Origin of the sequence: Streptomyces minutiscleroticus (assembly GCF_014650875.1) — a bacterium.
GTDB lineage: Bacteria > Actinomycetota > Actinomycetes > Streptomycetales > Streptomycetaceae > Streptomyces > Streptomyces minutiscleroticus.
Genome location: NZ_BMVU01000001.1, coordinates 613,963 through 640,184, shown reverse-complemented (window position 1 = coordinate 640,184; position 26,222 = coordinate 613,963). Strand labels below are relative to the sequence as shown.

Annotated in this window: 26 protein-coding genes; 11 read left to right on the top strand and 15 right to left on the bottom strand. The window is 73.4% G+C overall.

All coding sequences use genetic code 11. From position 1 onward, the window contains the following. Nucleotides 1-18: 18 nt before the first annotated feature. Nucleotides 19-1,533, bottom strand: coding sequence for an anthranilate synthase component I (locus IE271_RS02580; RefSeq protein ID WP_190188438.1), 1,515 nt, complete (start codon nucleotides 1,531-1,533; stop codon nucleotides 19-21). 11 nt (nucleotides 1,534-1,544) lie between these two features. Next, a complete protein-coding gene (gene hisI / locus IE271_RS02575; protein ID WP_190188437.1) occupies nucleotides 1,545-1,943 on the bottom strand; it encodes a phosphoribosyl-AMP cyclohydrolase in 399 nt (132 codons plus the stop codon). Between the two features lie 140 nt (nucleotides 1,944-2,083). Here hisI and IE271_RS02570 point away from each other — a divergent pair, with 140 nt between their 5' ends. After that, nucleotides 2,084-2,719, top strand: a complete 636-nt coding sequence (locus IE271_RS02570; RefSeq protein WP_190188436.1) for a TIGR03085 family metal-binding protein — start codon at nucleotides 2,084-2,086, stop codon at nucleotides 2,717-2,719. A gap of 19 nt (nucleotides 2,720-2,738) precedes the next feature. Beyond that, on the top strand, nucleotides 2,739-3,143 hold the full coding sequence (locus tag IE271_RS02565) for a VOC family protein (protein WP_190188435.1): 405 nt from the start codon (nucleotides 2,739-2,741) through the stop codon (nucleotides 3,141-3,143). A gap of 149 nt (nucleotides 3,144-3,292) precedes the next feature. Here the strand turns inward: IE271_RS02565 and hisF are convergent, their stop codons facing one another. From hisF to hisD, 8 genes are read right to left on the bottom strand one after another with little or no spacing between them, the layout of a single operon-like run. Next, on the bottom strand, nucleotides 3,293-4,048 hold the full coding sequence (gene hisF, locus IE271_RS02560; RefSeq protein WP_190188434.1) for an imidazole glycerol phosphate synthase subunit HisF: 756 nt from the start codon (nucleotides 4,046-4,048) through the stop codon (nucleotides 3,293-3,295). After that, on the bottom strand, nucleotides 4,045-4,449 hold the full coding sequence (locus IE271_RS02555) for a RidA family protein (RefSeq protein ID WP_190188433.1): 405 nt from the start codon (nucleotides 4,447-4,449) through the stop codon (nucleotides 4,045-4,047). Before IE271_RS02555 ends, hisF begins: the two co-directional genes overlap by 4 nt. A 16-nt stretch (nucleotides 4,450-4,465) precedes the next feature. After that, the gene (gene priA, locus IE271_RS02550; protein ID WP_190188432.1) at nucleotides 4,466-5,191 is read right to left on the bottom strand and encodes a bifunctional 1-(5-phosphoribosyl)-5-((5-phosphoribosylamino)methylideneamino)imidazole-4-carboxamide isomerase/phosphoribosylanthranilate isomerase PriA; all 726 of its coding nucleotides are present in this window, start codon (nucleotides 5,189-5,191) and stop codon (nucleotides 4,466-4,468) included. Further along, the gene (hisH, locus tag IE271_RS02545) at nucleotides 5,191-5,838 is read right to left on the bottom strand and encodes an imidazole glycerol phosphate synthase subunit HisH (protein WP_190188431.1); all 648 of its coding nucleotides are present in this window, start codon (nucleotides 5,836-5,838) and stop codon (nucleotides 5,191-5,193) included. The genes priA and hisH overlap by 1 nt, the downstream gene beginning before the upstream one ends. Continuing rightward, nucleotides 5,829-5,993 (bottom strand): CG2302 family histidine operon protein, encoded by a 165-nt coding sequence (locus IE271_RS02540; RefSeq protein WP_190188430.1) that lies wholly within the window; start codon nucleotides 5,991-5,993, stop codon nucleotides 5,829-5,831. Before IE271_RS02540 ends, hisH begins: the two co-directional genes overlap by 10 nt. 4 nt (nucleotides 5,994-5,997) lie before the next feature. Next, entirely contained in the window at nucleotides 5,998-6,591 is a 594-nt protein-coding gene (hisB, locus tag IE271_RS02535) for an imidazoleglycerol-phosphate dehydratase HisB (RefSeq protein ID WP_190188429.1), read from the bottom strand. Next, nucleotides 6,588-7,700 (bottom strand): histidinol-phosphate transaminase, encoded by a 1,113-nt coding sequence (locus tag IE271_RS02530; RefSeq protein WP_190188428.1) that lies wholly within the window; start codon nucleotides 7,698-7,700, stop codon nucleotides 6,588-6,590. The genes hisB and IE271_RS02530 overlap by 4 nt, the downstream gene beginning before the upstream one ends. After that, nucleotides 7,697-9,022: a histidinol dehydrogenase gene (gene hisD / locus IE271_RS02525; protein WP_190188427.1), complete on the bottom strand. Its 1,326-nt coding sequence runs from the start codon at nucleotides 9,020-9,022 to the stop codon at nucleotides 7,697-7,699. Before hisD ends, IE271_RS02530 begins: the two co-directional genes overlap by 4 nt. Before the next feature lie 379 nt (nucleotides 9,023-9,401). On the opposite strand from hisD, the gene IE271_RS02520 reads away from it, so the two are divergent. From IE271_RS02520 to IE271_RS44440, 5 genes are all read left to right on the top strand, one after another. Continuing rightward, a complete protein-coding gene (locus tag IE271_RS02520) occupies nucleotides 9,402-10,976 on the top strand; it encodes an oxidoreductase (protein ID WP_190188426.1) in 1,575 nt (524 codons plus the stop codon). Nucleotides 10,977-11,170: 194 nt separating this feature from the next. Beyond that, the gene (locus IE271_RS02515) at nucleotides 11,171-12,250 is read left to right on the top strand and encodes a hypothetical protein (RefSeq protein WP_190188425.1); all 1,080 of its coding nucleotides are present in this window, start codon (nucleotides 11,171-11,173) and stop codon (nucleotides 12,248-12,250) included. A gap of 11 nt (nucleotides 12,251-12,261) precedes the next feature. After that, a complete protein-coding gene (locus IE271_RS02510) occupies nucleotides 12,262-13,002 on the top strand; it encodes an LON peptidase substrate-binding domain-containing protein (RefSeq protein ID WP_190188424.1) in 741 nt (246 codons plus the stop codon). A gap of 70 nt (nucleotides 13,003-13,072) precedes the next feature. Next, nucleotides 13,073-13,576, top strand: coding sequence for a Cys-tRNA(Pro) deacylase (gene ybaK / locus IE271_RS02505; protein ID WP_190188423.1), 504 nt, complete (start codon nucleotides 13,073-13,075; stop codon nucleotides 13,574-13,576). Between the two features lie 129 nt (nucleotides 13,577-13,705). After that, nucleotides 13,706-13,780, top strand: a complete 75-nt coding sequence (locus IE271_RS44440; RefSeq protein WP_491591085.1) for a hypothetical protein — start codon at nucleotides 13,706-13,708, stop codon at nucleotides 13,778-13,780. 174 nt (nucleotides 13,781-13,954) lie between these two features. Here IE271_RS44440 and IE271_RS02500 read toward each other — a convergent pair whose 3' ends face one another. The 4 genes from IE271_RS02500 to IE271_RS02485 form a co-directional block, all read right to left on the bottom strand. Further along, nucleotides 13,955-14,626 (bottom strand): AAA family ATPase, encoded by a 672-nt coding sequence (locus tag IE271_RS02500; RefSeq protein WP_190188422.1) that lies wholly within the window; start codon nucleotides 14,624-14,626, stop codon nucleotides 13,955-13,957. A gap of 34 nt (nucleotides 14,627-14,660) precedes the next feature. Continuing rightward, entirely contained in the window at nucleotides 14,661-15,491 is an 831-nt protein-coding gene (locus IE271_RS02495; RefSeq protein ID WP_190188421.1) for an ABC transporter permease, read from the bottom strand. A gap of 64 nt (nucleotides 15,492-15,555) precedes the next feature. Continuing rightward, nucleotides 15,556-16,527, bottom strand: coding sequence for an ABC transporter ATP-binding protein (locus tag IE271_RS02490; protein ID WP_190188571.1), 972 nt, complete (start codon nucleotides 16,525-16,527; stop codon nucleotides 15,556-15,558). Between the two features lie 443 nt (nucleotides 16,528-16,970). Continuing rightward, nucleotides 16,971-18,191, bottom strand: a complete 1,221-nt coding sequence (locus IE271_RS02485; protein ID WP_190188570.1) for an NYN domain-containing protein — start codon at nucleotides 18,189-18,191, stop codon at nucleotides 16,971-16,973. 223 nt (nucleotides 18,192-18,414) lie between these two features. Here IE271_RS02485 and IE271_RS02480 point away from each other — a divergent pair, with 223 nt between their 5' ends. Next, nucleotides 18,415-18,594, top strand: a complete 180-nt coding sequence (locus IE271_RS02480) for a hypothetical protein (protein WP_190188420.1) — start codon at nucleotides 18,415-18,417, stop codon at nucleotides 18,592-18,594. A 148-nt stretch (nucleotides 18,595-18,742) separates the two neighbouring features. On the opposite strand, the gene dnaE is transcribed toward IE271_RS02480, so the two are convergent. Next, a complete protein-coding gene (gene dnaE, locus IE271_RS02475) occupies nucleotides 18,743-22,282 on the bottom strand; it encodes a DNA polymerase III subunit alpha (protein WP_190188419.1) in 3,540 nt (1,179 codons plus the stop codon). A 528-nt stretch (nucleotides 22,283-22,810) separates the two neighbouring features. On the opposite strand from dnaE, the gene IE271_RS02470 reads away from it, so the two are divergent. The 3 genes from IE271_RS02470 to IE271_RS02460 all read left to right on the top strand — a co-directional run bounded on the left by IE271_RS02470 (nucleotide 22,811) and on the right by IE271_RS02460 (nucleotide 25,967). Continuing rightward, nucleotides 22,811-24,169: a DUF2252 domain-containing protein gene (locus IE271_RS02470; RefSeq protein ID WP_190188418.1), complete on the top strand. Its 1,359-nt coding sequence runs from the start codon at nucleotides 22,811-22,813 to the stop codon at nucleotides 24,167-24,169. 101 nt (nucleotides 24,170-24,270) lie between these two features. After that, nucleotides 24,271-24,960: a hypothetical protein gene (locus tag IE271_RS02465; protein ID WP_190188417.1), complete on the top strand. Its 690-nt coding sequence runs from the start codon at nucleotides 24,271-24,273 to the stop codon at nucleotides 24,958-24,960. A 194-nt stretch (nucleotides 24,961-25,154) separates the two neighbouring features. Continuing rightward, complete coding sequence (locus IE271_RS02460) at nucleotides 25,155-25,967, top strand: DsbA family protein (protein ID WP_190188416.1); 813 nt, start codon at nucleotides 25,155-25,157, stop codon at nucleotides 25,965-25,967. The last annotated feature ends 255 nt before the right edge of the window (nucleotides 25,968-26,222 follow it).

Below are 26,222 nucleotides of genomic sequence, written 5' to 3'. Positions count from 1 at the left end.
CCCGCGGCCGGAAGTCGCCTAACGTCCCAGCCTGTTGGCGGTGTGCACCGCGCGGAGCACGGCCGCCGCCTTGTTGCGGCACTCGGCGTCCTCGGCGACCGGGTCGGAGTCGGCGACGACGCCCGCCCCGGCCTGCACGTACGCCGTGCCGTCGCGCAGCAGGGCGGTGCGGATGGCGATGGCGGTGTCGGAGTCGCCCGCGAAGTCGAGGTAGCCGACGCAGCCGCCGTACAGGCCGCGCCTGCTGGGCTCCAGCTCGTCGATGATCTGCATCGCGCGCGGCTTGGGCGCGCCGGACAGGGTGCCCGCGGGGAAGCAGGCGGTGAGCACGTCGAAGGCCGTACGGTTTTCGGCCACCTTGCCCGTCACCGTCGACACGATGTGCATGACGTGCGAGTACCGCTCGATGGACATGAAGTCCACGACCTCGACGGAGCCGGGCTCGCAGACCCGGCCCAGGTCGTTGCGGCCGAGGTCGACGAGCATCAGGTGCTCGGCGCGCTCCTTGGGGTCGGCGAGCAGCTCCTCGGCGAGCGCCTGGTCCTCCTGCGGGGTGGCGCCGCGCGGCCGGGTGCCGGCGATGGGGTGCAGCATCGCGTGCCCGTCCTCGACCTTGACCAGTGCCTCCGGGGAGGAGCCGACGACGTCGAAGCCGTCGAGGCGCAAGAGGTACATGTACGGGGAGGGGTTCGTGGCCCGCAGCACCCGGTAGACGTCGAGCGCGCTCGCGGTGCACGGCGTCTCGAAGCGCTGGGAGGGCACGACCTGGAAGGCCTCGCCCGCCCTGATGCGCTCCTTGACGTCCTCCACGGCCTCCTGGAACTGCGCGCCGCCCCACAGCGCGGTGTACTCGGGCAGCTCCGAGGGCGGCAGGGCCGCCGGGGGCTGGGAGACCGGCCGGGAGAGGTCGGCCTCCATGGCGTCGAGGCGGGCGACGGCGTCCGCGTACGCCTCGTCGACCCCGGTGTCGAGGTCGTTGTGGTTGATGGCGTTGGCGATCAGCAGGACCGAGCCGTCCCAGTGGTCCAGGACCGCGAGGTCGCTGGTCAGCAGCATGGTCAGCTCGGGCAGCTTCAGGTCGTCCCGCTCGCCGGGACCGATCTTCTCCAGGCGGCGCACGATGTCGTAGCCGAGGTAGCCGACCATGCCGCCGGTGAACGGGGGCAGCCCGGCGGCGAGGTCGCGCGGGGTGTGCAGCGCCTCGACGGTGGCGCGCAGGGCCGCGAGCGGGTCGCCCTCCACGGGGACGCCGACGGGCGGGGTGCCCAGCCAGTGGGCCTGTCCGTCGCGCTCGGTGAGGGTGGCGGCGCTGCGCACGCCCACGAAGGAGTAGCGGGACCAGGTGCGGCCTCCCCCACTGCTGAACGCGTGGGTGGCACCCCCATCGGCGGATTCCAGCAGGAAGGTGCCGGGGCGCTCGGCGGCCAGCTTGCGGTAGAGGGCGACGGGCGTGTCCCCGTCGGCGAGGAGCTTGCGGCTGACGGGGATGACGCGCCGGTCGGCGGCCAGCTTGCGGAACGTCTCGAGATCCATGGCCGCCGACCCTACTGACCGGCGGTCGGGACGTCGGAGCGGGACCCCTCCCGTACGGGCAGGACGTCCTCGTCGAAGCAGGTGCGGGCGCCCGTGTGGCAGGCGGCGCCCACCTGGTCGACCTTGACGAGCACGGTGTCGGCGTCGCAGTCCAGGGCCACCGACTTCACGAGCTGGACGTGCCCGGAGGTGTCGCCCTTCACCCAGTACTCGCGGCGGCTGCGCGACCAGTAGGTGCAGCGGCCCGTGGTCAGCGTGCGGTGCAGCGCCTCGTCGTCCATCCAGCCCAGCATCAGCACCTCTCCGGTGTCGTACTGCTGGGCGATGGCGGGGACGAGCCCGTCGGGGCTGCGCTTGAGGCGCGCGGCGATGGCGGGGTCGAGGCTGCTGGGCGGGGGCGTGCTGGTCATCCGCCCATTGTGCCGCGCCGGAGCGGCGGGCCCCGCCCGCGTCCACGGACCGAGAGGCGGGGCGCCCGGGGCGGAAAGCGGTCCGAGGGCGGCCGGACTACGGGTGGGCGGACGTCCCGCCCGGCCGTAGGCTGGCGGACATGTCGACCCATGCCAAGCGCGAACGACTCCTCCTCGCCGACCTGTTGGAGGCCGAGGGACCGGACGCCCCCACTCTGTGCGAGGGCTGGAAGACCCGTGATCTCGCCGCCCACGTGGTCGTGCGGGAGCGCCGCCCGGACGCCGCGGCGGGCGCCGTCATCAAGCCGCTGGCCGCGCGGGCGGAGCGGGTGCGCGCGGACTTCGCCGCGAAGCCCTACGAGGAGCTGGTCCGGCTCATCAGGACCGGCCCGCCCCGTGTCTCGCCCTTCTCGCTCAAGCAGATCGACGAGGCGGCCAACACGGTGGAGTTCTACGTCCACACGGAGGACGTGCGCCGGGCCCGCCCCGACTTCTCGCGGCGCGAGCTGGACCCCGTCTTCCAGGACACCCTGTGGTCGAACCTGGAGCGCACGGCCAGGCTGGTGGGCCGCAAGGCGCCGGTCGGCCTGGTGCTGCGGCGCCCGGACGGCCGTACGGTCGTCGCCCACCGGGGTACGCCTGTGGTGACCGTGACGGGTGAGCCCTCCGAGCTGCTGCTCTTCGCCTACGGTCGGCAGAACGCCGCCGACGTCGAGGTGGACGGCGACAAGGAAGCGATCGCGAGGCTGCAGGAGACCAAGCAGCTGGGGATCTGAACCGCCCGGGAGCACGTCGATGATCAGAGTCGCCATGACCGGTGTGTACGTCGACGACGTGCCGCGGGCCCACGCCTTCTACACGGACGTGCTCGGCTTCGAGACGCGGACGAACGTGGACGTGGGCGGCGGCGCACCGTTCGTCACGGTGGGCGCGGCGGGCGGCCGGCAGGACGTGGAGCTGCTGCTGGAGCCGGGCGGGGGGCCGATCGCCGAGCCGTACCGCAGGGCGCTGTACGAGGCGGGCATCCCGGCCGTCGTCTTCTCGGTGGACGACCTGCGCGCCGAGTACGACCGCCTGCGCGCCCTGGAGGTCGGCTTCCCCCAGCCGCCCGGACGGCAGGGCCCCGTCCTCGCCGCGATCCTCGACGACACGGTGGGCAACCTGATCCAGCTGATGGAGGCGGAGGCCCCGGCCGGCTGAGCCGACGGGCCCCGGAGCGCGCCGCCCCGCCGGGACGGCCGGGTCCGGAGTCCGCCGGCCCGACGAGGCGGCAGGTGTCCGCCGGGCGGCACGGGCAGCCGGGGGCCCGGGGCCGCCGCGGCGGCGTGCGGCACGGGCCGCGCCGGGCGTCAGCGGACCGGGTGGCCCGCCGTGCGCAGTGTGGCCTTGACCTCGCCGATGCGCAGGTCGCCGAAGTGGAAGACCGAGGCGGCCAGGACCGCGTCGGCGCCCGCGTCGACGGCCGGCGGGAAGTGCTCCAGGGCGCCCGCGCCGCCGGAGGCGATGACGGGGACGCTCACGTGCTTGCGGACGGCCCGGATCATCTCGATGTCGTAGCCGTCCTTGGTGCCGTCGGCGTCCATGGAGTTCAGCAGGATCTCCCCCGCGCCCAGCTCGGCCGCGCGGTGCGCCCACTCCACGGCGTCGATGCCGGTGCCCTTGCGGCCGCCGTGGGTGGTGACCTCGAAGGAGCCGGTCTCCGTGCGGCGGGCGTCCACCGAGAGGACCAGCACCTGGCGGCCGAAGCGCTCGGCGATCTCGCGGATGAGGTCGGGGCGGGCGATGGCGGCGGTGTTCACGCCGACCTTGTCCGCGCCGGCCCGCAGCAGCCTGTCCACGTCCTCGGCGGTGCGCACGCCGCCGCCGACGGTGAGCGGGATGAAGACCTGCTCGGCGGTGCGGCGGACCACGTCGTAGGTGGTCTCGCGGTTGCCGGAGGACGCGGTGATGTCCAGGAACGTCAGCTCGTCGGCGCCCTCGGCGTCGTACACCTTGGCCATCTCGACGGGGTCGCCCGCGTCGCGCAGGTTCTGGAAGTTGACTCCCTTGACGACCCGGCCGTTGTCGACGTCCAGGCAGGGGATGACTCGGACCGCCAGGGTCATGGGTTCTCGGCTCCTCTGAATGCTTCCAGTTCCACTTCGACCAGGATGCGCGGGTCCACGAAGCCGTCCACGACCAGAAGGGTCGCGGCCGGCGGCGCCGCACCGAAGAGTTCCCGGTGGGCGCGGCCCACCTCCTCCACGTCGTGCGCGTGGGTCAGGTACATCCGGGTCAGGACCACGGACCGGGCGTCGAGCCCGAACTCCGCGATCGCCTCCAGGGCCTGCCCGAAAGCCACCCTGGCCTGCTCGTAGGGGTCGCCCTCCCCGTGGAGCACCTCGTCCTTGAAGGCCGTCGTGCCGGCCACCAGGACACGGTCGCCCGCCGCGACGGCGCGCGCGAAGCCGAAGGCCTCCTCCCAGGAGCTCCCGCTGCGCACCCGCCGCACGGCGTCGGACGTCATGTCACCGCTTCCTTCGTCACTCCACGGCCGCCAGGGCCTCTTCGAGGGTGAACGCCTTCGCGTACAGGGCCTTGCCGACGATGGAGCCCTCCACGCCCAGCGGGACGAGCTCCGCGATCGCGCGCAGGTCGTCCAGGGACGAGACGCCGCCGGAGGCGACCACGGGGCGGTCGGTCGCCGCGCAGACGTTCCTCAGCAGCTCCAGGTTGGGGCCCTGGAGCGTGCCGTCCTTGGCGATGTCGGTGACCACGTAGCGGGCGCAGCCCTCCTTGTTCAGGCGCTCCAGCGTCTCGTACAGGTCGCCGCCGTCGCGGGTCCAGCCGCGGCCGCGCAGCGTGGTGCCGCGCACGTCGAGGCCGACCGCGATCCTGTCGCCGTGCTCGGCGATGACCTTGGCGACCCACTCGGGGGTCTCCAGGGCGGCGGTGCCGAGGTTGACGCGGGTGCAGCCGGTGGCGAGGGCGGCGGCGAGCGTGTCGTCGTCGCGGATGCCGCCGGACAGCTCCACCTTGATGTCCATCGCCTGGGTGACCTCGGCGATCAGCGCGCGGTTGTCGCCCGTGCCGAACGCGGCGTCCAGGTCGACCAGGTGCAGCCACTCGGCGCCCGCCCGCTGCCAGGCGAGGGCCGCCTCCAGCGGCGAGCCGTAGGAGGTCTCCGTGCCGGACTCGCCGTGCACCAGGCGGACGGCCTGGCCGTCGCGCACGTCGACGGCGGGGAGGAGTTCGAGCTTGACGGCCATCAGAGGGTTCCGATCCAGTTGTTCAGCAGCTGCGCTCCGGCGTCGCCGGACTTCTCGGGGTGGAACTGCGTGGCCCACAGGGCGCCGTTCTCCACGGCCGCCACGAAGGGCTTGCCGTGCGTGGACCAGGTCACCAGGGGGGCCTTCATCGCCGGGTTCGCGGTCTCCAGGGACCAGTCGTGCACGGCGTAGGAGTGCACGAAGTAGAAGCGTGCGTCCTCGTCGAGGTCCGCGAACAGCTGCGAACCGGCCGGAGCCTCGACCGTGTTCCAGCCCATGTGCGGGACGACGTCGGCCTGGAGCGGACCGACCGTGCCGGGCCACTCGTCGAGGCCCTCGGCCTCCACGCCGTGCTCGATGCCGCGGGAGAACAGGATCTGCATGCCGACGCAGATGCCCATGACCGGGCGGCCCCCGGCCAGCCGGCGGCCGACGATCCAGTCGCCGCGGGCCTCCTTGAGCCCGGTCATGCAGGCGGCGAAGGCGCCGACGCCTGGCACGAGGAGCCCGTCGGCGTTCATGGCGCGGTCGAAGTCACGTGTGATCTCGACGTCGGCCCCCGCGCGCGCCAGGGCGCGCTCGGCGGAGCGGACGTTGCCGAAGCCGTAGTCGAAGACGACGACCTTCTTGGGGGAACTCAATTCCACACCTCCAGCCGGAGGATTCCCGCCGCGAGGCACATCGCGGCGCCGATGGACAGCAGCACGATCAGGCTCTTGGGCATCTGCTGCTTGACGAAGGAGATGATCCCGCCGATCAGGAAGAGACCGACGACGATCAGGACGGTGGACAGGCCGTTCATGGCTCTACAGCGCGCCCTTCGTGGAGGGCAGGATGCCGGCCGCGCGCGGGTCGCGCTCACTGGCGTAGCGCAGCGCGCGGGCGAGGGCCTTGAACTGGCACTCCACGATGTGGTGGGCGTTGCGCCCGTAGGGCACGTGCACGTGCAGCGCGATCTGCGCCTGCGCCACGAGCGACTCCAGGATGTGCCGGGTCATCGTCGTGTCGTACTCGCCGATCATCGGCGCCATGTTCTCGGGCTCGGTGTGCACGAGGTACGGGCGGCCGGAGAGGTCGACGGTGACCTGGGCGAGGGACTCGTCCAGCGGGACCGTGCAGTTGCCGAAGCGGTAGATGCCGACCTTGTCGCCGAGGGCCTGCTTGAAGGCGGCGCCCAGCGCGAGGGCGGTGTCCTCGATGGTGTGGTGCGAGTCGATGTGCAGGTCGCCCTCGGTCTTCACGGTGAGGTCGAACAGACCGTGGCGGCCGAGCTGGTCGAGCATGTGGTCGAAGAAGCCGACCCCGGTCGACACGTCGACCTTCCCCGTGCCGTCGAGGTCGATCTCGACGAGGACGGAGGTCTCCTTGGTGGTCCGTTCGACCCGGCCTGTGCGGCTCATGCGTGCTGCTCCTTCTTCAGTTCGCGTACCGCATCGAGGAACGCGTCGTTCTCTTCGGGCGTGCCGGCGCAGACGCGCAGCCACCCCGGAACCCCGTTGTCCCGGACCAGGACGCCCCGGTCGAGGATCTTCCGCCAGACCTCGTGGGCGTCGTCGAACCGTCCGAACTGGACGAAGTTCGCGTCCGACTCCACGACGTCGTAGCCGAGTCCGCGCAGCTCGGCGACCAGCCGGTCGCGCTCGGCCTTCAGCTGCTCGACGTACTTCAGCAGCGTGTCGGTGTGCTCCAGGGCGGCCAGGGCGGTGGCCTGGGTGACGGCCGACAGGTGGTAGGGCAGGCGGACGAGCTGGACGGCGTCCACGACCGCGGGGTGCGCGGCGAGGTAGCCCAGGCGCAGCCCGGCCGCGCCGAACGCCTTGGACATGGTCCGGGAGACGACCAGGTGCGGGCGGCCCTCCAGGAGCGGCAGCAGCGAGGCGCCGTGGCTGAACTCCACGTAGGCCTCGTCCACGACCACCATGGACGGCTTCGCCGCCTGCGCGGCCTCGTACAGGGCGAGGACCGTCCCGGGCGGGACGCTGTTGCCGGTGGGGTTGTTGGGCGTGGTGACGAAGACGACGTCCGGCCGGTGCTCGGCGATGGCCCTCTCGGCCGCCGCGAGGTCGATCGTGAAGTCCTCGTTCCGGGGGCCGGAGATCCAGCCGGTGCCGGTGCCGCGCGCGATCAGGCCGTGCATCGAGTACGAGGGCTCGAAGCCGATCGCGGTGCGGCCGGGGCCGCCGAAGGTCTGCAGCAGCTGCTGGATGACCTCGTTGGAGCCGTTGGCCGCCCAGACGTTCTCCGTACCGACCGCGTACCCGCCGGTCCTGGTCAGGTAGCGGGCCAGCTCGGTGCGCAGCTCGACCGCGTCCCGGTCGGGGTAGCGGTTGAGGTTCCGCGCGGCCTCGCGCACCCGCTCCGCGATCCGCTCCACCAGCGGCTCGGGCAGCGGGTAGGGGTTCTCGTTGGTGTTCAGCCGCACGGGGACGTCGAGCTGGGGCGCGCCGTACGGGGACTTGCCGCGCAGTTCCTCGCGGACGGGGAGGTCGTCGATGCGTACGTCGGTCACTTGCCTTCCGGCACCTTCCATCCGAAGCGGGCCTTGATCGCGGCCCCGTGTGCGGGCAGGTCCTCGGCCTCGGCGAGGGTCACCACGTGGTGGGCGACCTCGGCCAGGGCGTCGCGCGTGTAGTCCACGACGTGGATGCCGCGCAGGAAGGACTGCACGCTCAGGCCCGAGGAGTGGCAGGCGCAGCCGCCGGTGGGCAGCACGTGGTTGGAGCCCGCGGCGTAGTCGCCGAGCGAGACGGGCGCCCAGGGGCCGACGAAGACCGCGCCCGCGTTCCTCACGCGGTCGGCGACGGCCGCGGCGTCGCGGGTCTGGATCTCCAGGTGCTCGGCGCCGTACGCGTCGACGACGCGCAGGCCCTCCTCGACGCCGTCGACCAGCACGATCGCGGACTGCTTGCCGGCGAGCGCCGGTGCGATCCGGTCGGTCACGTGCTTGCTGGCCCCGACCTGCGGGACCAGCTCCTTCGCCACGGCGTCGGCCAGCTCGGCCGAGTCGGTGACGAGGACGGCGGCGGCCAGCGGGTCGTGCTCGGCCTGGCTGATCAGGTCGGAGGCGACGTGCACCGGGTCGGCGGTGTCGTCGGCGAGGATCGCGATCTCGGTCGGTCCCGCCTCGGTGTCGATGCCGATCTTCCCGGTGAAGTAGCGCTTGGCGGCGGCGACCCAGATGTTGCCGGGACCGGTGACCATGTCGGCCGGGGCGCAGGACTCGGTGCCGTACGCGAACATCGCGACGGCCGTGGCGCCGCCCGCCGCGTACACCTCGTCGACGCCGAGCAGCGCGCAGGCGGCCAGGATCGTCGGGTGCGGCAGACCGCCGAACTCCGCCTGGGCGGGCGAGGCCAGCGCGACCGACGCGACGCCGGCCTCCTGCGCGGGCACCGCGTTCATGATCACGGAGGAGGGGTAGACGGAGCGGCCGCCCGGCGCGTACAGGCCGACGCGCTCGACCGGGACCCACTTCTCCTTGACCGTGCCGCCGGGCACGACCTGCGTGGTGTGCGCCTCGCGGCGCTGGGCGCGGTGGACCAGGCGGGCGCGGCGGATGGACTCCTCCAGGGCCGCGCGCACGGCCGGGTCCAGCTCCTCCAGGGCCCGGGTGAGCGCCTCGGCGGGCACCCGCACCTCGTCGAGGCGGACGCCGTCGAACCGCTCCGCGTACTCGATCAGCGCCTCGTCCCCGCGATGATGCACGTCCTCGCAGATCGGACGCACCTTCTCCAGGGCGGCCGCTACGTCGAAGTCGGCTCGGGGCAGCAGAGCGCGCAGGGCGGAGCCCTCGGGGAGGGCGTCGCCGCGCAGATCGATTCGGGAGATCACGGTCCCAATTCTCTCAGACCCGCGGACGGCGCCGGACGGCCGTATCAATCGCTGATACGGCCGTCCGGGCGGGAGGGGCGGCGGCCGGCAGGACCGGGAGCGGACCGCACGCGCGGGCCCCGGGGGCGGCGGGCGCCGCCGGGCGCGTGTCCGGCGGCGCCCGGCACCGCCGGGCCGCTGTGCGGAAACTCACCGGGGCGGCCCGGGCGCGTCCCGGACACGGCCGGGGCGGTGCCCGGGCCGGCGTCCGGGCCGGGGCGGACGCCGGCCGGTCTCCGCCCCGCACAAGATCTTTGTCACTCTCGGCGTTCACGCCGTCACTCAGCGGGCATGAACGGTTGTGCGAAGGGGTGCACTGTCGGGGACGGAGGGACGCGCCGTGACGGACGGGGCAGGGACCGGGGAGCTGCCGGACGGAGTGACCAGTGCCGAGGCGGGAATGTGGCAGGCGTTCCGCAACGGCAGCGAGTACGACCTGAGCAGCGGGGACGCCGCCGTGGACGATCCGCACGGCGCGGCCCCGTGGGGGCCGGAGCGCAGCGTGCGGGCGCGCGTCGTCGCCATGCTGCTGCTGGACGGGCCGCCCGCCCTGTCGGGCCGGGTCTCGTCCCTGAAGCTGACCGGCTTACGGATCACCGGCGTCCTGGACCTCGCGGGCGGCACGATCGAGCCGTACGTGGAGCTGCGGGGCTGCCGGTTCGAGAAGGAGGTCGTGCTGCCCGAGACGCGGTTCACGACCCTGCGGCTGGTGGACTGCTCGGTGCCGCGCCTGGAGGCCGCCCGGCTGCACACCGAGGGCGACCTGCACCTGCCGCGCTGCCGCTTCCGCCGCGGCGTCCGCCTCACCGACGCGCACATCGGCACGGACCTGCTGCTCAGCCAGGCGGTCGTGCACCCGGACCGGCGCGGCCGCTCCATCGCGGGCGACGGCATGACCGTCGGCCAGGACCTGCAGGCCGAGATGCTGGAGTCGTACGGCGAACTGAGCCTGCGCGGCGCCCAGATCGGCGTCTCTCTCAGCCTGCGCGGCAGCCGCCTGAGCAACCCCCGCGAGCGCTTCGCCCTGAACGCGCCGCAGCTGACCGTCGAGCGCACGCTGTACCTGACCCCGGCCGGCGTCGGCGGCCCGCAGCAGGCCGCCGGCGTCACCCCGGCGCAGGGCACCCGCGTCCAGCGCTTCGAGTGCCGGGGCGGGATGCGGCTGGACGACGGGCGGTTCGGGGACGCCGTCGACCTCGACCGGGCACGGTTCCTGCTGGCCGGCGACCAGGAGCTGTCGCTGCGCCGGGTGCAGACGCCCGAGCTGCGCTTCCTGGGCGAGCGGCCGCGCGCGGGACACGTGGTGCTGTCCGGGGCCCGGGTGGTCAACCTGATGGACCGCGCGGCGAGCTGGCCGGGCCCCGGCATGCTGCACATGGGCGGCTTCTGCTACGAGAACCTCGTGCCGCGCGGCCCGTTCCCGCTGGTGGAGCGGTTGCAGTGGGTGGCCGCCGCGACCGCCGAGTACAACCCGGAGCCGTACGAGCGGCTCGCCGCCGTGCTGCGCAACGGCGGCGAGGACGAGGGCGCCCGCGAGGTGCTGCTGGCCAAGCAGCGCCACCGCCGGGAGATCCTGCCGCCCGCGGGCAAACTGTGGGGCTACGTGCAGGACTGGACGGTGGCCTACGGCTACCGGCCGGGCCGGGCCGCCGTGTGGATGGCGGTGCTGTGGGCGGCGACCTCGCTCGCCTTCTCGCACGCGGACCACCCGCCGATCAAGAGCGGCGAGCACCCGCCGTGGAACGCCTCCCTGTTCGCGCTGGACCTGCTCCTGCCGGTCATCGACCTCGGGCAGGTGGGCTACTGGCAGCTGCGCGGCGGCTGGCAGTGGCTGGCCGCCGTGGTGATCCTGCTCGGCTGGACCCTGGCCACGACCGTCGCGGCCGGCGCGACCAGACTCCTGCGCCGCAGCTGATCCCGCGGACCCGGGACCGCATGCCTCCGTGCCCCCGTGCCCCCGCGCGCCACGGCGGACGGACGGCGACGGACGGGTGGACGGCGGGCCAACAGACCGCACACAGCGCGTTTTTGCCCGCCCTTGACCAGTCCGGGTACAACCCTGACGCGTTTACCCAAACGTGCTGGAACCGCTCCCGCGCGGGCTCTTCAATGGTCGGCGACATGGCACTTCTGCGCACGGTCCTCCGGACGGCCCGGACGATCAAGCACTCCCCCCGCCTCTCCGTCGGACTGCCGCCCGACGACGACGTCCTGCTCGACGCCCCCGACGGACGGCTCGGCCCCGCGCTCGTCGGGGCCGGGCGCGGCGAGTACGGGCCGGCGTCCGCGCTGCTGGCCGCCACGCGCGAGGCCGCCGAGTGGGAGCACCGGGACCGGTACGCGGTCCGGCTCGCGGCCTTCGCGCGCTCCCGGCCCGAGTGGTTCGAGCGCTGGCGGCGGGCGGCGCCGGACGACCCCGACGTCCTGCTGCTCGGGGCCGAGCTGGCGGTGACGCGGGCGTGGGCGTCGCCGGCCCGGGACGAGCTGCTGCGCCCGGTCGCGCCCCTGATCGCCGCGGCCGCCCAGGCGAGCCCGGGCGACCCGGTGCCCTGGCGGATCGCGCTGGACCACGCCCGGGGCACGCACGCCCCGCACACCGCCTTCGAGGAGCTGTGGGCCGAGGCCGTCCGCCGCAGCGCGCTCCACTACGGCTGCCACGTCTCGGCCCTGCAGTACCTGTCCGCCGCCCGGCGCGGCTCGTACCGCGAGTGCTTCGACTTCGCCGAGCGCGCCGCCCAGGACGCGGCGCCCGGCTCGCCGGCGCAGGCGCTCCCGGCACGCGCGGCCTTCGCGTACCTGACCGGGGCCGGGCCCGGCGGGGGAGCGCCGCCGGACGGGGCCGCCGTCCCGCGCGCACGCCTGGACGCCGCGGCCGACCTCGCGATCGCCGTCTCCCGGCACCACCCGTCCGCGGACCCCTGGTCCGCGGAGGGCCGCAACGTGCTCGCGTACGTGCTGGCCGCCCTGGAGCGCTGGCGGGACGCGCTCGAGCAGTTCCGGCTGACCGGCCCGTACGCGACCTCGTTCCCGTGGGACCGGCCGGACGGGGACCCGCTCGGCCGCTTCCTGGAACTGCGCCGCGCCGTGCGCCTCGAAGTGGCCCGCGCGACGCCGCTGTGCCCGCGAGCGAGCGACCGCGTCCTTGCGGAGGGTGACCGCGGCGGACGCTCCACCGGGGCCGCCCATTAGGCTCTTGCGTCGTGACCACCGTGCGGCTGCCGCTCTTTCCCCTCAACTCGGTGCTGTTCCCGGGACTGGTGCTCCCGTTGAACGTGTTCGAGGAGCGCTATCGCGCCATGATGCGCGACCTGCTGAAGACCCCCGAGGACGAACCGCGCCGGTTCGCCGTCGTGGCGATCCGGGACGGCCACGAGGTCGCCCCCAGCGCGCCGGGCATGCCGGACCCGACGGCCGCGCCCGAGCGGGGTCCCGCGGCCGGCTTCGGCGACGACCCGGCGCGCTCCTTCCACAAGGTCGGCTGCGTCGCGGACGCGGCGACGGTCCGGGAGCGCCCCGACGGCGGCTTCGAGGTGCTGGCCACCGGGACGACCCGGGTGCGGCTGCTGTCCGTGGACGCCTCCGGCCCCTATCTGACCGCCGAGCTGGAGGAGCTGGCCGAGGAGCCGGGCGACGAGGCGGACGCGCTCGCCGAGAGCGTCCTGCGGGCCTTCCGCCAGTACCAGAAGCGCCTCGCCGGGGCCCGCGAGCGGTCCCTGTCGGCCGGCGGCGACCTGCCGGACGAGCCGGCCGTGGTCTCGTACCTGGTCGCGGCGGCCGCGATGCTGGACGTGCCCGCCAAGCAGCGGCTGCTCCAGGCTCCGGACACCGCCTCGCGCCTGCGCGACGAGCTGAAACTCCTGCGCGCCGAGACCGCGATCATCCGTACGCTGCCCTCACTGCCCGCGGCGGACCTGACCCGCGGGCCGACGAGTCTCAACTGACGCGTCGCACCAGACAGCCGGCGGGACCCGGCCGACGACGGGTCCCGGACGAACGCAGGACGTGGATTCCTTGGCGAAGAAGACGAAGAAGCAGCAGCAGTCCGGGGGGACCCCCGCGACCGTCGCCCTCACCGCGGCGGGTGTCGCGTTCACCGTGCACGCCTACGAGCACGACCCCTCGCACCCCTCGTACGGCGAGGAGGCGGCGCAGGCGATGGGCGTCTCCCCCGAGCGGGTCTTCAAGACGCTGGTGGCGGACGTGGACGGCGAGCTGACCGTCGCCGTCGTCCCCGTCGCCGGGTCGCTCGACCTGAAGGCGCTGGCCTCGGCGGTCGGCGGCAAGCGGGCCGCGATGGCCGACCCGGCGGCCGCCGAGCGCACGACGGGCTACGTGCGCGGCGGCATCTCCCCGCTGGGCCAGCGCAAGAAGCTGCGCACGGTGCTGGACGCCTCGGCCCGCGCGCACGAGACGATCTGCGTCTCGGCCGGGCGCCGCGGCCTGGAGGTCGAACTCGCACCGGCCGACCTGGAGAAGCTCACGGACGCCGTCTCGGCCCCGGTCGCCCGCCCGTAGCGGCCCGCGGCGCCGCCGGTGCCGCCCGCCGCGGCACCGGCGCGTTCCCGGCCCGGTGCGTCCGGTACGGGCGGTCCCGGGTGCGCGGACCCTCGACGGGCGCCCGGTCCTCGGCTAAGTACCGAGGACATGTCGAAGAGGACGCGCAAGCGCAAGTGGCGGGTGAGGAAGTCCCGCTCCAACCACGGTCGGCGGCCCGCCTAGTGCCGTGCCGGGCGTCGTGAGCCGGTGAACCTTTCCGGTCACGGCACCAGAGAGGCGGACGACACCGTCCGGCGACGGGAGGACGAAGGGCAGGGGGCCGGTCCGCGGTGAGCGGGCCGGCCCCCCGGCGTACGTGGGTGCCGGTGCCGGGCGCGAGCGGCCCGCCCCGTGCCGTCAGGACCGGGGCCCGTCCTCCGGCGGGTACGGGGACGCCTCGGGCGGGTACGGGGACGCCGCGTACGGGTCGGGGTCGCGCGGGCCGAACAGGGCCGTCAGGCCGAGGTGGACGACGAGCGCGGCGACGGACCAGGCGAGCAGCGCGCCCTTGGCGCCCAGCTCCAGCGGCGCGGCGAACGTGACGCCCTTGCCGACCTCCTTGGCGTGCGCGACCACGTCCTGGGCGGGACCGAGCCAGACGCCGAGCCGCCAGGCGAGCAGTGAGCCGAGCAGCCCGCCGACGGTCATGCCCACCACGAGCGGTGCGCCGCCGCGGCGGCGCACCAGGAACACCACGAGCGCGCTCAGCGCGCCGAAGCCGAGCGCCAGCAGCGTGAACGTTCCGTCGACGCCGATGGCCTGCTCGCCCTCGGAGTCCTTCAGGTACACGGCCTCCGCGTTCGCGACCAGCGGCACCTGGGGCGCCAGCCACCACCACAGCAGTCCGAGCAGCACCCCGCCGACGCCCATGGCCACCGCGACCACGGCGGACTCCCGCACTTCGGTCTTCATCCCGGGGCCGTCCTGTTCGTACGCGGCGAGTCCCACGGCACTCCCTGCGGGCGGTCCCTGCCGGTCGTGGTGCGAGGGCTGGCGGGGCGGCGGGGGCGGAGTCAGCGGTGCGGTCACCCTGACATCGTGCCAGGCCCGCCCGCCCGGCGCGTCATCGGACGGCGGCGCGGCGGTACGCCCAGGTGGCGACGGCGAGCGAGGCCACCCCGACCCCGGCGCAGACGGAGAGGTCGAGCAGGACGACGGCCCAGTCGGGATGCCCGTCGAACGTGCGGGCGAAGGCCTCCACGCCGTACGTCGAGGGCAGCAGGTCGCGGCCGAGCCGCACCACCGACGGCAGTCTGTCCGGCGGCAGCACGCCGAGCAGCAGCGCCGCCGACATGCCGAGCTGGCCCAGCAGCGTGGCCAGCTCGGGGCGCGGCGCGAGCAGTCCCAGCGCCGCCCCGAGCCCGGCGAGCGCGGCGCCCGCCAGCGGGATCACCGCCGCCAGCACCCACAGGTGCGCCAGCGGCAGCTGGAACAGCAGGCAGCCGAAGACGGCCGTGACGACGGTGCCCGGCACGGTGAACGAGGCGTACGCGGCCGCCGCGCCGAGGACCACGGCCGCGGGCGGCACCGGCAGCGTGGCGTAGTGGTCGAGCCCGCCGCTGGCCCGCAGCTGCCCGAAGTACTGGGCGAGCAGGTTGAGCGCGACGAACGCGACGACCAGGACGGAGGCGCCGGCCACCACGGCCCGCGCCTCGTGGCCGCCGTCCACCACCCCGCGCATCAGGATCATGATCCCGACGGACTGGAAGGTGGCGACGAACAGCAGCGGGATCCGCGCCACCCGGGCACGGGAGAGCTGCGCCCGGTACACGGCGCTCAGCGCGGGCCACAGGCGGGCGCGCGGACCGAGCTCGGCCGGCCCGGCACCGCGGCCGGCCGTGTCCTGTGCGGGCGCGGCACGGCCCGGCAGGACCTCGGCGGGTACGACACTCACGTCGTGCTGCTCCTCTTCGCTCGGACTGCCGTCCTGTCCCGTACGGACGCGGCGGCTCGCGCGCTCATGCCTTCACCAGTCCCCGCGCGTCCCCGCCCAGGGCCAGGTACACGTCCTCCAGGCTGGGCGTGGCGAGCGTGAAGTCGTCCAGGGCGGCGAAGGCGTCGCCGCCGGTGACCGTGGCGACGGCCGCGCGGGCCTCCTCGGGGGCCAGGCGCAGCGTCCAGCGGCGGCCCGACTCCACGGCGGCCTCGCGCAGGGCGGCGACCTCGGGGACGTCGAGCGGCGCGCGCTCGCGCCAGACGAGTTCGACCCGCACCTCGCCCGCGACCTGCTCCTTCAGCCCGCTCGGGGTGTCGCAGGCGATGACCCGGCCCCGGTCGAGGACGGCGACGCGGTCGAGGACGGTCTCGGCCTCGATGACGTTGTGGGTGACCAGCAGGACGGTCGCGCCGTGCTCGGCCCTGCGCCGGTCGACGGCGGCCCAGACGGCGCGGCGGGCCACCGGGTCCATGCCCGTGGTCGGCTCGTCGAGCACCAGGAACGGGCGCCGGCCCACCAGCGCGGCGGCGAAGCAGGCGAGCCGCCGCTGGCCGCCGGAGAGGCGTCTGAGCGGGCGCGCCGCGAGCGGGGCGAGCCCCAGTTCGTCCAGGACGGCGTCCCGCTCGGCGCGGGCGCTCGCGACGTCGAGGCCGCGCAGGCGCCCGGTGGTCTCGGCGGCGAGCGAGACGGTCAGCTCGTCGAGGGCGGTGGACTCCTGGCCGAGGTAGGCCAGGATCCGCGCGGCCCGCTCCGGGTGGCGCACGATGTCGTGGCCGAGAATCTCCACGCTGCCGCGGTCGGGGCGCATCAGCCCGGTCATCTGCCGTACGAGGGTGGACTTGCCCGCGCCGTTCGGGCCGAGCAGGCCGAAGATCTCGCCGCGTCTGATGTCCAGGTCGACGGCGTCGGTGGCGCGCACCTCGGGGGTGCCGGGTACGCCGCGCCGCCCGCGCACGGCCGGATAGGTCTTGGTCAGACCGCGCACCGCGCACACGACGTCGCCCTCGCGTCCGGGGCGGACCGTCTGTGGGATGCGCGTGCTCACGAAGGACGAGACTACGGGGTCCCGCGCCCGGAACCACTTCCGGGTCGGGCGAACAGCGCACACCCCGCGCGGCGGCCCGGCCCGGCGGCCCCTCCGCCGGGACCCCCGGCCGCCCTCGGGAGCGGCGGGGAGGACCACCGGGGACATACGCCCCGAGCCCGCCCGAAACCACCGCCGGCGCTCTCACGGAGGGGTCCGCCCGGGCGCCGCCGCCGGGCCGGGAGGCACGCGCCCGGACCTCCGGCCGGAGGGATCCCGCGCTCCGTCGGCCGCCGTACGGGACGCCCGCACCGCCCGGTGCGCGGGCAGGGCACCCCGGACCCGTCCGGCGGTTCCGGCCGGCCGCCTCGCCGAGGCGCCCGTACGGGCCCCGGGTCCCGTCGCGCGGCGCCTCAGTCCCGTGCCTGCGCGTGCTCCACCGCCGTCCGCGTGTCGACCTCGCGCCAGAAACCCGCCCGGATGGCGTAGCGGTCGTGCTCGTCGATCTGGTCGTCCTTGTGGGCGAGCAGCCCGAACCGGGCCGCGTACCGCAGCAGCTCGCCGTCGATGCGGTGCGGCACCCGCGGGTACAGGGCCGACAGCTTCCGCAGCTGCGTCTGGTCCGGCAGCCGCTCCATCCAGCGGCGTGCGAACACCTGTCCGACCTCGTACGGGTCGCCGCCGACCGTCGTGATGTCCTCCTCGCGGTCGGCCCAGCGCTGCTCGGCCGTGGTCAGCTGCGCCAGCGTCGGCAGCGACGCGGCCTCCGGGGGCTCGGCGGCGACGCCGGGCCGGTCGACCCAGCCCTTGTCGGAGGACCAGCGCAGCGTCGCGCTCGCGGGGTGCTGGACGCCGGCCGTGGCGCCGGGCGCGCGCAGCGCGGCGAGGTCCTTCGGCGTCGGGACGCCCTTGGCGGCCGGGGCGCGCTCCGCGTCGCCGTTGCGCGCGGCGGCCGGGGAGGTGTGCTCGGCCTCCTGCGCGCGCCGCTCCGAGGCGGCGGCGAGCGCGGACTCGGGCAGCGGTGCCGAGAGGATCGCGGCGATCTCGGGCCGCGGCACGGGCGGCGGCGCGCAGACCCCGCCGAACTCCTTGGGGCGCACGGCCCGGGTGATCCAGACCCGGTCCAGGACGCGGCGCTCGTCGGCCTCGGCGACCAGGTCCTCGGACTGGTTGTAGTCGCCGTCGGCGGCCTGCACGGCCCACAGGTGCACGGCCACCCCGTGCTCCTTGGCGGCCATCATGCCCGGCAGCAGATCGCCGTCGCCGGTGACGAGGACGACGTCGGAGCAGGCGCGGTTGCGCGCCAGTTCGGTCAGCTCGGCGTGCATCGCGGCGTCCACGCCCTTCTGCGCCCACCGGCCGTCGCTGCGGGTCAGGGCGCCGAGCCGGACCGTCACGCGCGGCATGACGCGCAGCCGGCGGTGCTCGGGCTGCGGTACGCGGTCGGGCGCGCCGTCGAACCAGTAGATCCGCAGCAGCGGCCGTCCGGTGTCGGACTCGGCGCGTTCGCGCAGCCCCTGGATGAGGGCGGCGTGGTCGACGGTGATCCGCGATCGCGAGGGCTCGCCGGCGAGCAGGCTGGCGGCGGCCCCGAGCAGATACCCGGCGTCCACCAGGACGATGCAGCGGTCCACGCGGTCCACCCTCTTTCCTGGAGGTGTGCTTCGGGCTTCCTTCGAGTCTGCCCGACCACGCGGAGGTTAACGGCTCGAACTCGATCTTCGGCGTGGCGGATCCGCGCGACACGTCCCGACAGGCCTTGTCACACAGGGTGATTCCCTGACATGCGCGGCATGTCGCCTCATGTGAGGCTGATTCCGGCCCTGGTCCCTAGAGACCCCCACAGGAGGCATCACCATGGCCAAGAACAAGAACCGCAAGCAGCCCGGCCAGCAGGAGCGCAGTACGCAGGCGGGCCCGGCCCCGGAACGGGCGGTGGGCTCGGCCGCCGAGTCGCAGCAGGCGACGCTGTCGCACGTGCAGGGCAGCCCCGCCGATGTCGCCCGTAAGCAACAGAAGCGTTTCGGCCACAACTGAGGCCGCCGTGAAGGGCTGTTGCGGCCCGCATACGGGTGAGGGGCGCGTCCGCCGGCGGACGCGCCCCTCACCCGTGGTGCCCCGGGCCCCGGCCCCGCGCGGTCACCGGCCCGGACCCCGTGGCGCCCCGGGCCCGGGCGGGCGCCGCTCAGCCCGCCAGGCAGGCCGGGCCGAGCAGCACCTTCAGGTCGCCGAAGAGCGCGGGGTCGGGCTTCACCCGGTGCCGGTCGAGCCGCAGCACCGTGGTCTTGCGCGGGCCCTGGAGCCTGATCCGCACCTCGCTGTCGCCCTTGTGGTTGCCGAGGATCTCACCGAGCCTGCTGACCATGGGCGGGGTGACCTTCAGGGCCGGGATGGTGAGGACCACGGGCGCGTTGGCGCCCGCGTTCGACAGGTCCGGGACCATCAGCTCCATGGCCACCAGGCGCGGCACGTCCTCGCGCTTGTCCAGGCGTCCCTTGACGAACACCACGGCGTCCTCGACGAGTTGCGTGGACACCAGCTGGTAGGTCGCCGGGAAGAACATGCACTCGATGGAGCCCGCGAGGTCCTCGACCGTGGCGATCGCCCAGGCGTTGCCCTGCTTGGTCATCTTGCGCTGGAGGCCGGAGATGATGCCGCCGATGGTGACGACCGCGCCGTCCGCGTGCTCGCCTCCGGTGAGCTGGGAGATGCCCGCGTCCGCCTTGTCGGACAGCACGTGCTCCAGGCCGAAGAGCGGGTGGTCGGAGACGTACAGGCCGAGCATCTCCCGCTCCTGGGCGAGGAGGTAGGTCTTGTCCCACTCCTCGTCGGTGAAGGTGACGTCGAGCCCGAAGCCCGGTTCGCTGCTGTCCTCCTCCCCCATGCCGCCGAAGAGGTCGAACTGGCCCTCGGCCTCCTTGCGCTTGACCTGCACCACGTTGTCGATCATCGGCTCGTACTGCGCCATGAGGCCCTTGCGGGTGTGCCCCATGGTGTCGAACGCGCCCGCCTTGATGAGCGATTCGGTGGTGCGCTTGTTGCAGACGACCGCCTCGACCTTGTCGAGGTAGTCGGGGAACGAGGCGTACTTCCCCTTGGCCTTGCGGCAGCGGATGATCGAGTCCACCACGTTCGTGCCGACGTTGCGGACGGCGGAGAGACCGAAGAGGATCACGTCGTCGCCCTGGGCGGCGAAGTTCGACTCCGACTCGTTGACGTCCGGCGGGAGCACCTTGATGCCCATGCGCCGGCACTCGTTGAGGTAGACGGCCGACTTGTCCTTGTCGTCCTTGACGGACGTCAGCAGCGCCGCCATGTACTCGGCGGGGTAGTTGGCCTTGAGGTACGCGGTCCAGTACGAGACCAGTCCGTACGCGGCGGAGTGGGCCTTGTTGAACGCGTAGCCGGCGAACGGCACCAGCACGTCCCACAGCGCCTGGATCGCCTCGTCGCTGTAGCCGTTCTTCTGGGCGCCGGCCTGGAAGATGGTGAAGTTCTTCGCCAGTTCGTCGGGCTTCTTCTTGCCCATCACGCGGCGGAGGATGTCGGCCTCGCCGAGCGAGTAGCCGGCGATGATCTGGGCGGCCTTCTGCACCTGCTCCTGGTAGACGATCAGGCCGTAGGTGACGTCCAGGACCTCCTTGAGCGGCTCCTCCAGCTCCTTGTGGATCGGGGTGATCTCCTGGAGGCCGTTCTTGCGCAGCGCGTAGTTCGTGTGCGAGTCCATGCCCATCGGGCCGGGGCGGTACAGGGCCGAGACGGCGGAGATGTCCTCGAAGTTGTCGGGCTTCATCAGGCGCAGCAGGGAGCGCATGGGGCCGCCGTCGAACTGGAAGACGCCGAGGGTGTCGCCGCGCTGGAGCAGTTCGAAGGTCTTGGGGTCGTCGAGCGGCAGGCTCAGCAGGTCGATGTCGACGCCCTTGTTGGACTTCACCATCTTGACGGCGTCGTCCATGATCGTCAGGTTGCGCAGGCCGAGGAAGTCCATCTTCAGCAGGCCGAGCGACTCGCAGCTCGGGTAGTCCCACTGCGTGATGGTCACGCCGTCGGTGTGGCGCACCCAGACGGGCACGTGCTCGGTGATGGTCTCGCTGGACATGATCACGCCGGCGGCGTGCACGCCCATCTGCCGGACCAGGCCCTCGACGCCCTTGGCGGTGTCGATGACCTTCTTCACGTCCGGCTCGTTCTCGTACATCGCGCGGACCTCGCCCGCCTCGTTGTACCGGGGGTGCGAGGGGTTGGTGATGCCGTCCAGGTCGATGCCCTTGCCGAGCACGTCGGCGGGCATGGCCTTGGTGATCCGGTCGCCCATCGCGTACGGGTAGCCCAGCACGCGCGCGGAGTCCTTGATCGCGTTCTTGGCCTTGATCTTGCCGTAGGTGCCGATCATGGCGACCTTGTCGGCGCCGTACTTCTCCGTCACGTACCTGATCACCTCGACGCGCCTGCGCTCGTCGAAGTCGATGTCGACGTCGGGCATGGAGACGCGCTCGGGGTTGAGGAACCGCTCGAAGATCAGGCCGTGCGGGATCGGGTCGAGGTCGGTGATGCCCAGGGCGTAGGCGACGATCGAGCCGGCCGCGGAACCGCGGCCGGGGCCGACCGCGATGCCGTTGTTCTTGGCCCACATGATGAAGTCGGCGACGACGAGGAAGTACCCCGGGAACCCCATCTGGATGATGACGTCCATCTCGTACTCGACCTGCTTCTGGCGGTCCTCGGGGATGCCGCCCGGGAAGCGGCGCTCCATGCCGCGGCGGACCTCCTCCTTGAACCAGGTGACCTCGGTGTAGCCCTCCGGGATGTCGAACTTCGGCATCAGGTCGCGCTTCTCGAACATCCCGGTGGTGTCGATCTGCTCGGCCACCAGGAGCGTGTTGCGGCAGCCCTCCTGCCAGGCGTCCGAGGAGTCGATGGCGTACATCTCCTCCGTGGACTTCAGGTAGTAGCCGGTGCCGTCGAACTTGAAGCGGTCGGGGTCGGAGAGGTTCTTGCCGGTCTGGATGCACAGCAGGGCGTCGTGGGCGGTCGCCTCGTGCGCGTGCGTGTAGTGCGAGTCGTTCGTCACCAGCGGCGGGATGCCGAGCTTCCTGCCGATCTCCAGCAGGCCGTCGCGGACCCGGCGCTCGATCTCGATGCCGTGGTCCATCAGCTCCAGGAAGTAACGGTCCTTGCCGAAGATGTCCTGGTACTCGGCCGCCGACTTCAGGGCCTCGTCGTACTGGCCGAGGCGCAGCCGGGTCTGCAGCTCGCCCGAGGGGCAGCCCGTGGAGGCGATGAGCCCCTCGGACCACTGGGAGATGGACTCCTTGTCCATGCGGGGCCACTTCTGCAGCCAGCCCTCGGCGTACGCGTCGGAGGAGAGCCGGAAGAGGTTGTGCAGGCCGGTGGCGTTCGCCGCCCAGATCGTCTTGTGGGTGTAACCGCCCGAACCGGAGACGTCGTCCCGCTTCTGGTGCGGCTGGCCCCACTGGATCTTGCGCTTGGTGCGCCGCGACTCGGGCGCCACGTAGGCCTCGATGCCGATGATCGGCGTGACCCCCGCCTTCTTGGCGGAGTGGAAGAAGTCGTACGCCCCGTGGAGGTTGCCGTGGTCGCTCATGGCGATGTGCGTCATGCCCATCTCATTGCAGGCATCGAACATGTCCTTGAGCCGCGCGGCACCGTCCAGCAGCGAGTACTGGGTGTGGACGTGCAGGTGCGTGAACGGCGGCTTCGACACGGCTGGGGCCTCCTGGGGAACACCGGGCGACGGGTGGCGGACAGTCCTGGGGGACAGCCTCGAAGTCTATGCCCGCCGGCCGGCACCGCGCGGTCGCCCGCCCCCCACGGCCGGGACGTGTTCCGGAGGCACGGAATCCGCGGCGCGGACGGCACACGGCCGCTCACGCTCCGTGCCCCGGACGGGCGCGCGGAGCGCTCCGTACCGCCGCCCCGGGGGCGTGCGGGCCGTGCGGGCGGCCCGCCCCGTGCCGCCCGCACGGGTCCTGCCCGGCACCGCCCGACCTGGGCCCCGAGACGCCCCGGTCGGGGCGGCCGGGGCGGCCGGGGCGGTCGAGACGGTTGGGGCGTCTCGGGCCGGCCGTCGCCTTCCGTCGCCGCCCTGCGGTGGGGACGCGTGGGCCGGGGGCGCGCCACCGGTCGGCGGGGTTCCCGGGCGCCGGGCGGGCACTCCCGCGTACCGTCGTCCGTTGTCGAGGGGACGGGCCGTCCGTCCCGCCGCACCACCCGTACCAGGAGGCACCCAGCGATGTCGGTTCCGCAGCTCAGCGACGAGCAGCGCGGGGAGCAGATCCTCGCCGTCTTCGACACCGCCTTCGGCGAACTGCTGGCCGCGGACCCGGCCGCGTTCCGCGTGAAGTTCCGCAAGATGGCGGCCTCCGCGTTCGCCTTCTACCGCGGCACGGCGTGCCTCTTCTACCGCGACCTCGACGCCGGGGAGACGGGCCTGGGCACCAGCCGCGTGGCCGGCGGGCCGTACCTGGACGAGCGGACCTCGCGGGTGTGGATCCACGGCGACCTGCACGCGGAGAACTTCGGCACGTACATGGACTCCCAGGGCCGCCTGATCTTCAACGTCAACGACTTCGACGAGGCCTATGTAGGCCCCTTCACCTGGGACCTCGGCCGCTTCGCGGCCTCCGTGGCGCTGATCGGCTACGCGAAGGCGCTCAGCGACGGGCAGATCACCGAGCTGGTGCGGATCTACGCGGCGGCCTACCGCGAGCGCGTCCACGCCCTGGCCACGGGCGCCAAGAGCGACGAGGTGCCGCCCTTCACCCTGGACACCGCCCAGGGCGCCCTGCTGGACGCGCTGCGCGACGCCCGGTCGCTGACCCGCTTCGGGCTGCTGGACTCGATGACGGAGATCCGCGACTTCGAGCGCCGCTTCGCGCCCGGCGGCGGCTCGATCGAGCTGGACGCGGCCACGCGCTACAAGGTGCTCGCCGCCTTCGACGGCTACCTGGAGACGCTCCCGGAGTCCTCGCTGGCCCGCCCCGACTCCTACCGTGTGAAGGACGTCGTCGGCCGCCGCGGCATCGGCATAGGCTCCGCGGGCCTGCCGTCGTACAACATCCTGCTGGAGGGCAACAGCGACGCCCTGGAGAACGACGTGGTGATCTACGTCAAGCAGGCCCAGACCCCGGCCGTCTCCCGGCACGTCACGGACCCCGCCATCCGCGCCTACTTCCAGCACGAGGGGCACCGCACGGTGATCTCGCAGCGCGCGCTGCAGGCGCACGCCGACCCGTGGCTGGGCTGGACCGAGCTGGACGGCGCGGGCCAGCTGGTCGCCGAGGTCTCGCCGTACGCAGTCGACCTGGACTGGGGCGACATCGACGACCCGGAGGAGATCGCGGCCGTCGTCGCCGACCTGGGCCGGGCCACGGCGACCATGCACGCGGCGGCGGACGACCAGTCCGGCGAGTCCCTGGTGCCGTTCTCCACGGAGCGCGCCATCGACGCGGCCATCGCCGCCGACGAGGACGGCTTCGGGGACCTGCTCGTGGACTTCGCGCACGCGTACGGCGCCCGCGCCCGGGCCGACCACCAGATCTTCGTGGACCTGTTCCGCAACGGCCGGATCCCCGGCCTCCGTACCCAGTGACCACCCGCTGACCGCCCCTACGACCGTCGCACAACGCTCCGGTAACGCCTTAGGCCCTTTAACGGCCCCTTACAGGAGCACGTGGGACACTTCCCTCCGCCATGGACATAACCGGGACCCAGCTCAGAGCCGTACGCGCGGCGCTGTTCACGGCTGTCGTCGTGACGCTCTCCACCGCGTCGCACGTCCTGCTGTCCCGGGCCCCGCTGCCGCTGGGCACGGTGGCCGTGATCTCGGCCGCCGTGTTCGCCGTCGCATACGCCCTGGCGGGCCGCGAGCGGGGCTTCGGAGCGATCTCCGCCCTGCTGATCCCGCTGGAGCTGGCCGCCGACACGGTGTTCACCACCGGCCAGCACGTCTGCTACGGCCGGGCGGGCGGCCCCGTCGCGGGTCCGCTGCGCTCCGTCGGCCTCGACGTGCTGTGCGGCGGCGGCAGCGTCGGCACCCCGCTGGCGCACGTGACCGGCGCCCCGGCAGGCCGCGCCGCGTCCCTGGTGATGCACGCCGACCCGGCCACGGCGTGGCTGCTGCTCGGCGCGCACGTCGGCGTCGGACTGCTCGCGGCCGCCTGGCTGCGCCGCGGCGAGCGGGCCCTGGACCAGCTGCTGCGGGCGGTGGCCGCGGCCACCTTCCGGCCCCTGCTGATCGCGGTCGCCGCGGTGACGGCGCGCCCGGCGCCCGTACGCCGGCTGCCGCGTCCCGTCCGCCGGGTCGCCGGCCCGCGCACCCTCCTCCTGGTGCACTCCCTGGGGCTGCGCGGACCGCCCGCCCCGGCCGCCGCCCTCGTCTGAACCGCCCGCGGGCCCGCCCCGGGCGGACGGAGCGAGCGCACGGCGAGCCGCCGGGCCACGGGCCCGGACTCCGGCCGGGACACCCGGGCGGGAGCCCGCGTCCCCGCCCGGCCCCGGCGGACACAAGACACAGCAGTCCCCCGTACGCATCATGCGCACGCGACGTGCGCGTCCCCCACAGGGAGATCACCCCCATGAGCAAGAGGAACAGCCAGGCGGCGAAGACGGCGGCCCGCGAGCGGCTGCGCATCGAGCGCGAGCGGCAGGCCAAGCGCGACAAGGCGAAGCGGCAGGCGATCGTCGCCGGCTCGATGGTCGCCGTGCTCGCGATAGCCGGCGGCATCGGCTACGCGGTCGTCCAGGCCAACAAGCCCGGCCACTGGGAGGCCGCCAAGGACGACAAGCTCGTCAAGCCCGCCAACACCTCCGGCGAGAACGGCACGACCGTCGTGATCGGCAAGGACAGCGCCGAGAAGACCCTCGAGATGTACGAGGACCCGCGCTGCCCGGTCTGCGCCAGCTTCGAGCAGACCGTCGGCGAGACGGTCGACAAGGGCGTCGAGGACGGCAAGTACAAGATCCAGTACATCGGTGCCACGTTCATCGACGACAGCACCCAGGGCGAGGGGTCCAAGAACGCGCTCAGCGCGATGGGCGCCGCGCTGAACGTGAGCCCGGAGGCGTTCCTCGCGTACAAGACCGCGCTGTACTCGGCGGAGTACCACCCCGAGGAGACCGAGGACAAGTTCAAGGACGACGCGTACCTGATCAAGGTCGCGAACACGGTCGACGAGCTCAAGGGCAACAAGGAGTTCCAGAAGGCCGTCGAGGACGGCACCTACGACAAGTGGGCGCTGCTGATGTCGGAGAAGTTCGACAAGAGCGGCGTGAGCGGCACCCCGACGCTGAAGATGGACGGCGAGAAGCTGGTCGGCTCGGACGGGCAGAACGCCCCGATGACCGTCGCCGACTTCAACACGGCGATCGACAAGGCGCTCAAGGCCTGAGTCCGCGCCGTCCCGGACGGCACCCGGGCGGGCGCCTCCGGACGGCCCGTCCCCGAGCGACATCCGACCGAAGAGCGGGCGAACTCTCACGAGTCCGCCCGCTCTTCGGCTGTACCGATCAGTAATCTGATCGCCCGTGACCAGCACCCGTCGTGATCCTTCCCCCGCGGCCGCCGGCTCCCCGGCCGCCACCGCCGTCCCCGCCCCCGTCACCGCTCCCCTCGCGCCGCGCCGCCGCACGGTCGTCCGGGCCGC

What these genes read in the sequence shown, in the direction of transcription:
- IE271_RS02580 (WP_190188438.1), bottom strand. Translation starts at nt 1,533, where the DNA reads ATGGATCTCGAGACGTTCCGCAAGCTGGCCGCCGACCGGCGCGTCATC.
- hisI (WP_190188437.1), bottom strand. Translation starts at nt 1,943, where the DNA reads ATGACCAGCACGCCCCCGCCCAGCAGCCTCGACCCCGCCATCGCCGCG.
- IE271_RS02570 (WP_190188436.1), top strand. Translation starts at nt 2,084, where the DNA reads ATGTCGACCCATGCCAAGCGCGAACGACTCCTCCTCGCCGACCTGTTG.
- IE271_RS02565 (WP_190188435.1), top strand. Translation starts at nt 2,739, where the DNA reads ATGATCAGAGTCGCCATGACCGGTGTGTACGTCGACGACGTGCCGCGG.
- hisF (WP_190188434.1), bottom strand. Translation starts at nt 4,048, where the DNA reads ATGACCCTGGCGGTCCGAGTCATCCCCTGCCTGGACGTCGACAACGGC.
- IE271_RS02555 (WP_190188433.1), bottom strand. Translation starts at nt 4,449, where the DNA reads ATGACGTCCGACGCCGTGCGGCGGGTGCGCAGCGGGAGCTCCTGGGAG.
- priA (WP_190188432.1), bottom strand. Translation starts at nt 5,191, where the DNA reads ATGGCCGTCAAGCTCGAACTCCTCCCCGCCGTCGACGTGCGCGACGGC.
- IE271_RS02540 (WP_190188430.1), bottom strand. Translation starts at nt 5,993, where the DNA reads ATGAACGGCCTGTCCACCGTCCTGATCGTCGTCGGTCTCTTCCTGATC.
- hisB (WP_190188429.1), bottom strand. Translation starts at nt 6,591, where the DNA reads ATGAGCCGCACAGGCCGGGTCGAACGGACCACCAAGGAGACCTCCGTC.
- IE271_RS02515 (WP_190188425.1), top strand. Translation starts at nt 11,171, where the DNA reads ATGGTCGGCGACATGGCACTTCTGCGCACGGTCCTCCGGACGGCCCGG.
- IE271_RS02480 (WP_190188420.1), top strand. Translation starts at nt 18,415, where the DNA reads ATGGCCAAGAACAAGAACCGCAAGCAGCCCGGCCAGCAGGAGCGCAGT.
- IE271_RS02470 (WP_190188418.1), top strand. Translation starts at nt 22,811, where the DNA reads ATGTCGGTTCCGCAGCTCAGCGACGAGCAGCGCGGGGAGCAGATCCTC.
- IE271_RS02465 (WP_190188417.1), top strand. Translation starts at nt 24,271, where the DNA reads ATGGACATAACCGGGACCCAGCTCAGAGCCGTACGCGCGGCGCTGTTC.
- IE271_RS02460 (WP_190188416.1), top strand. Translation starts at nt 25,155, where the DNA reads ATGAGCAAGAGGAACAGCCAGGCGGCGAAGACGGCGGCCCGCGAGCGG.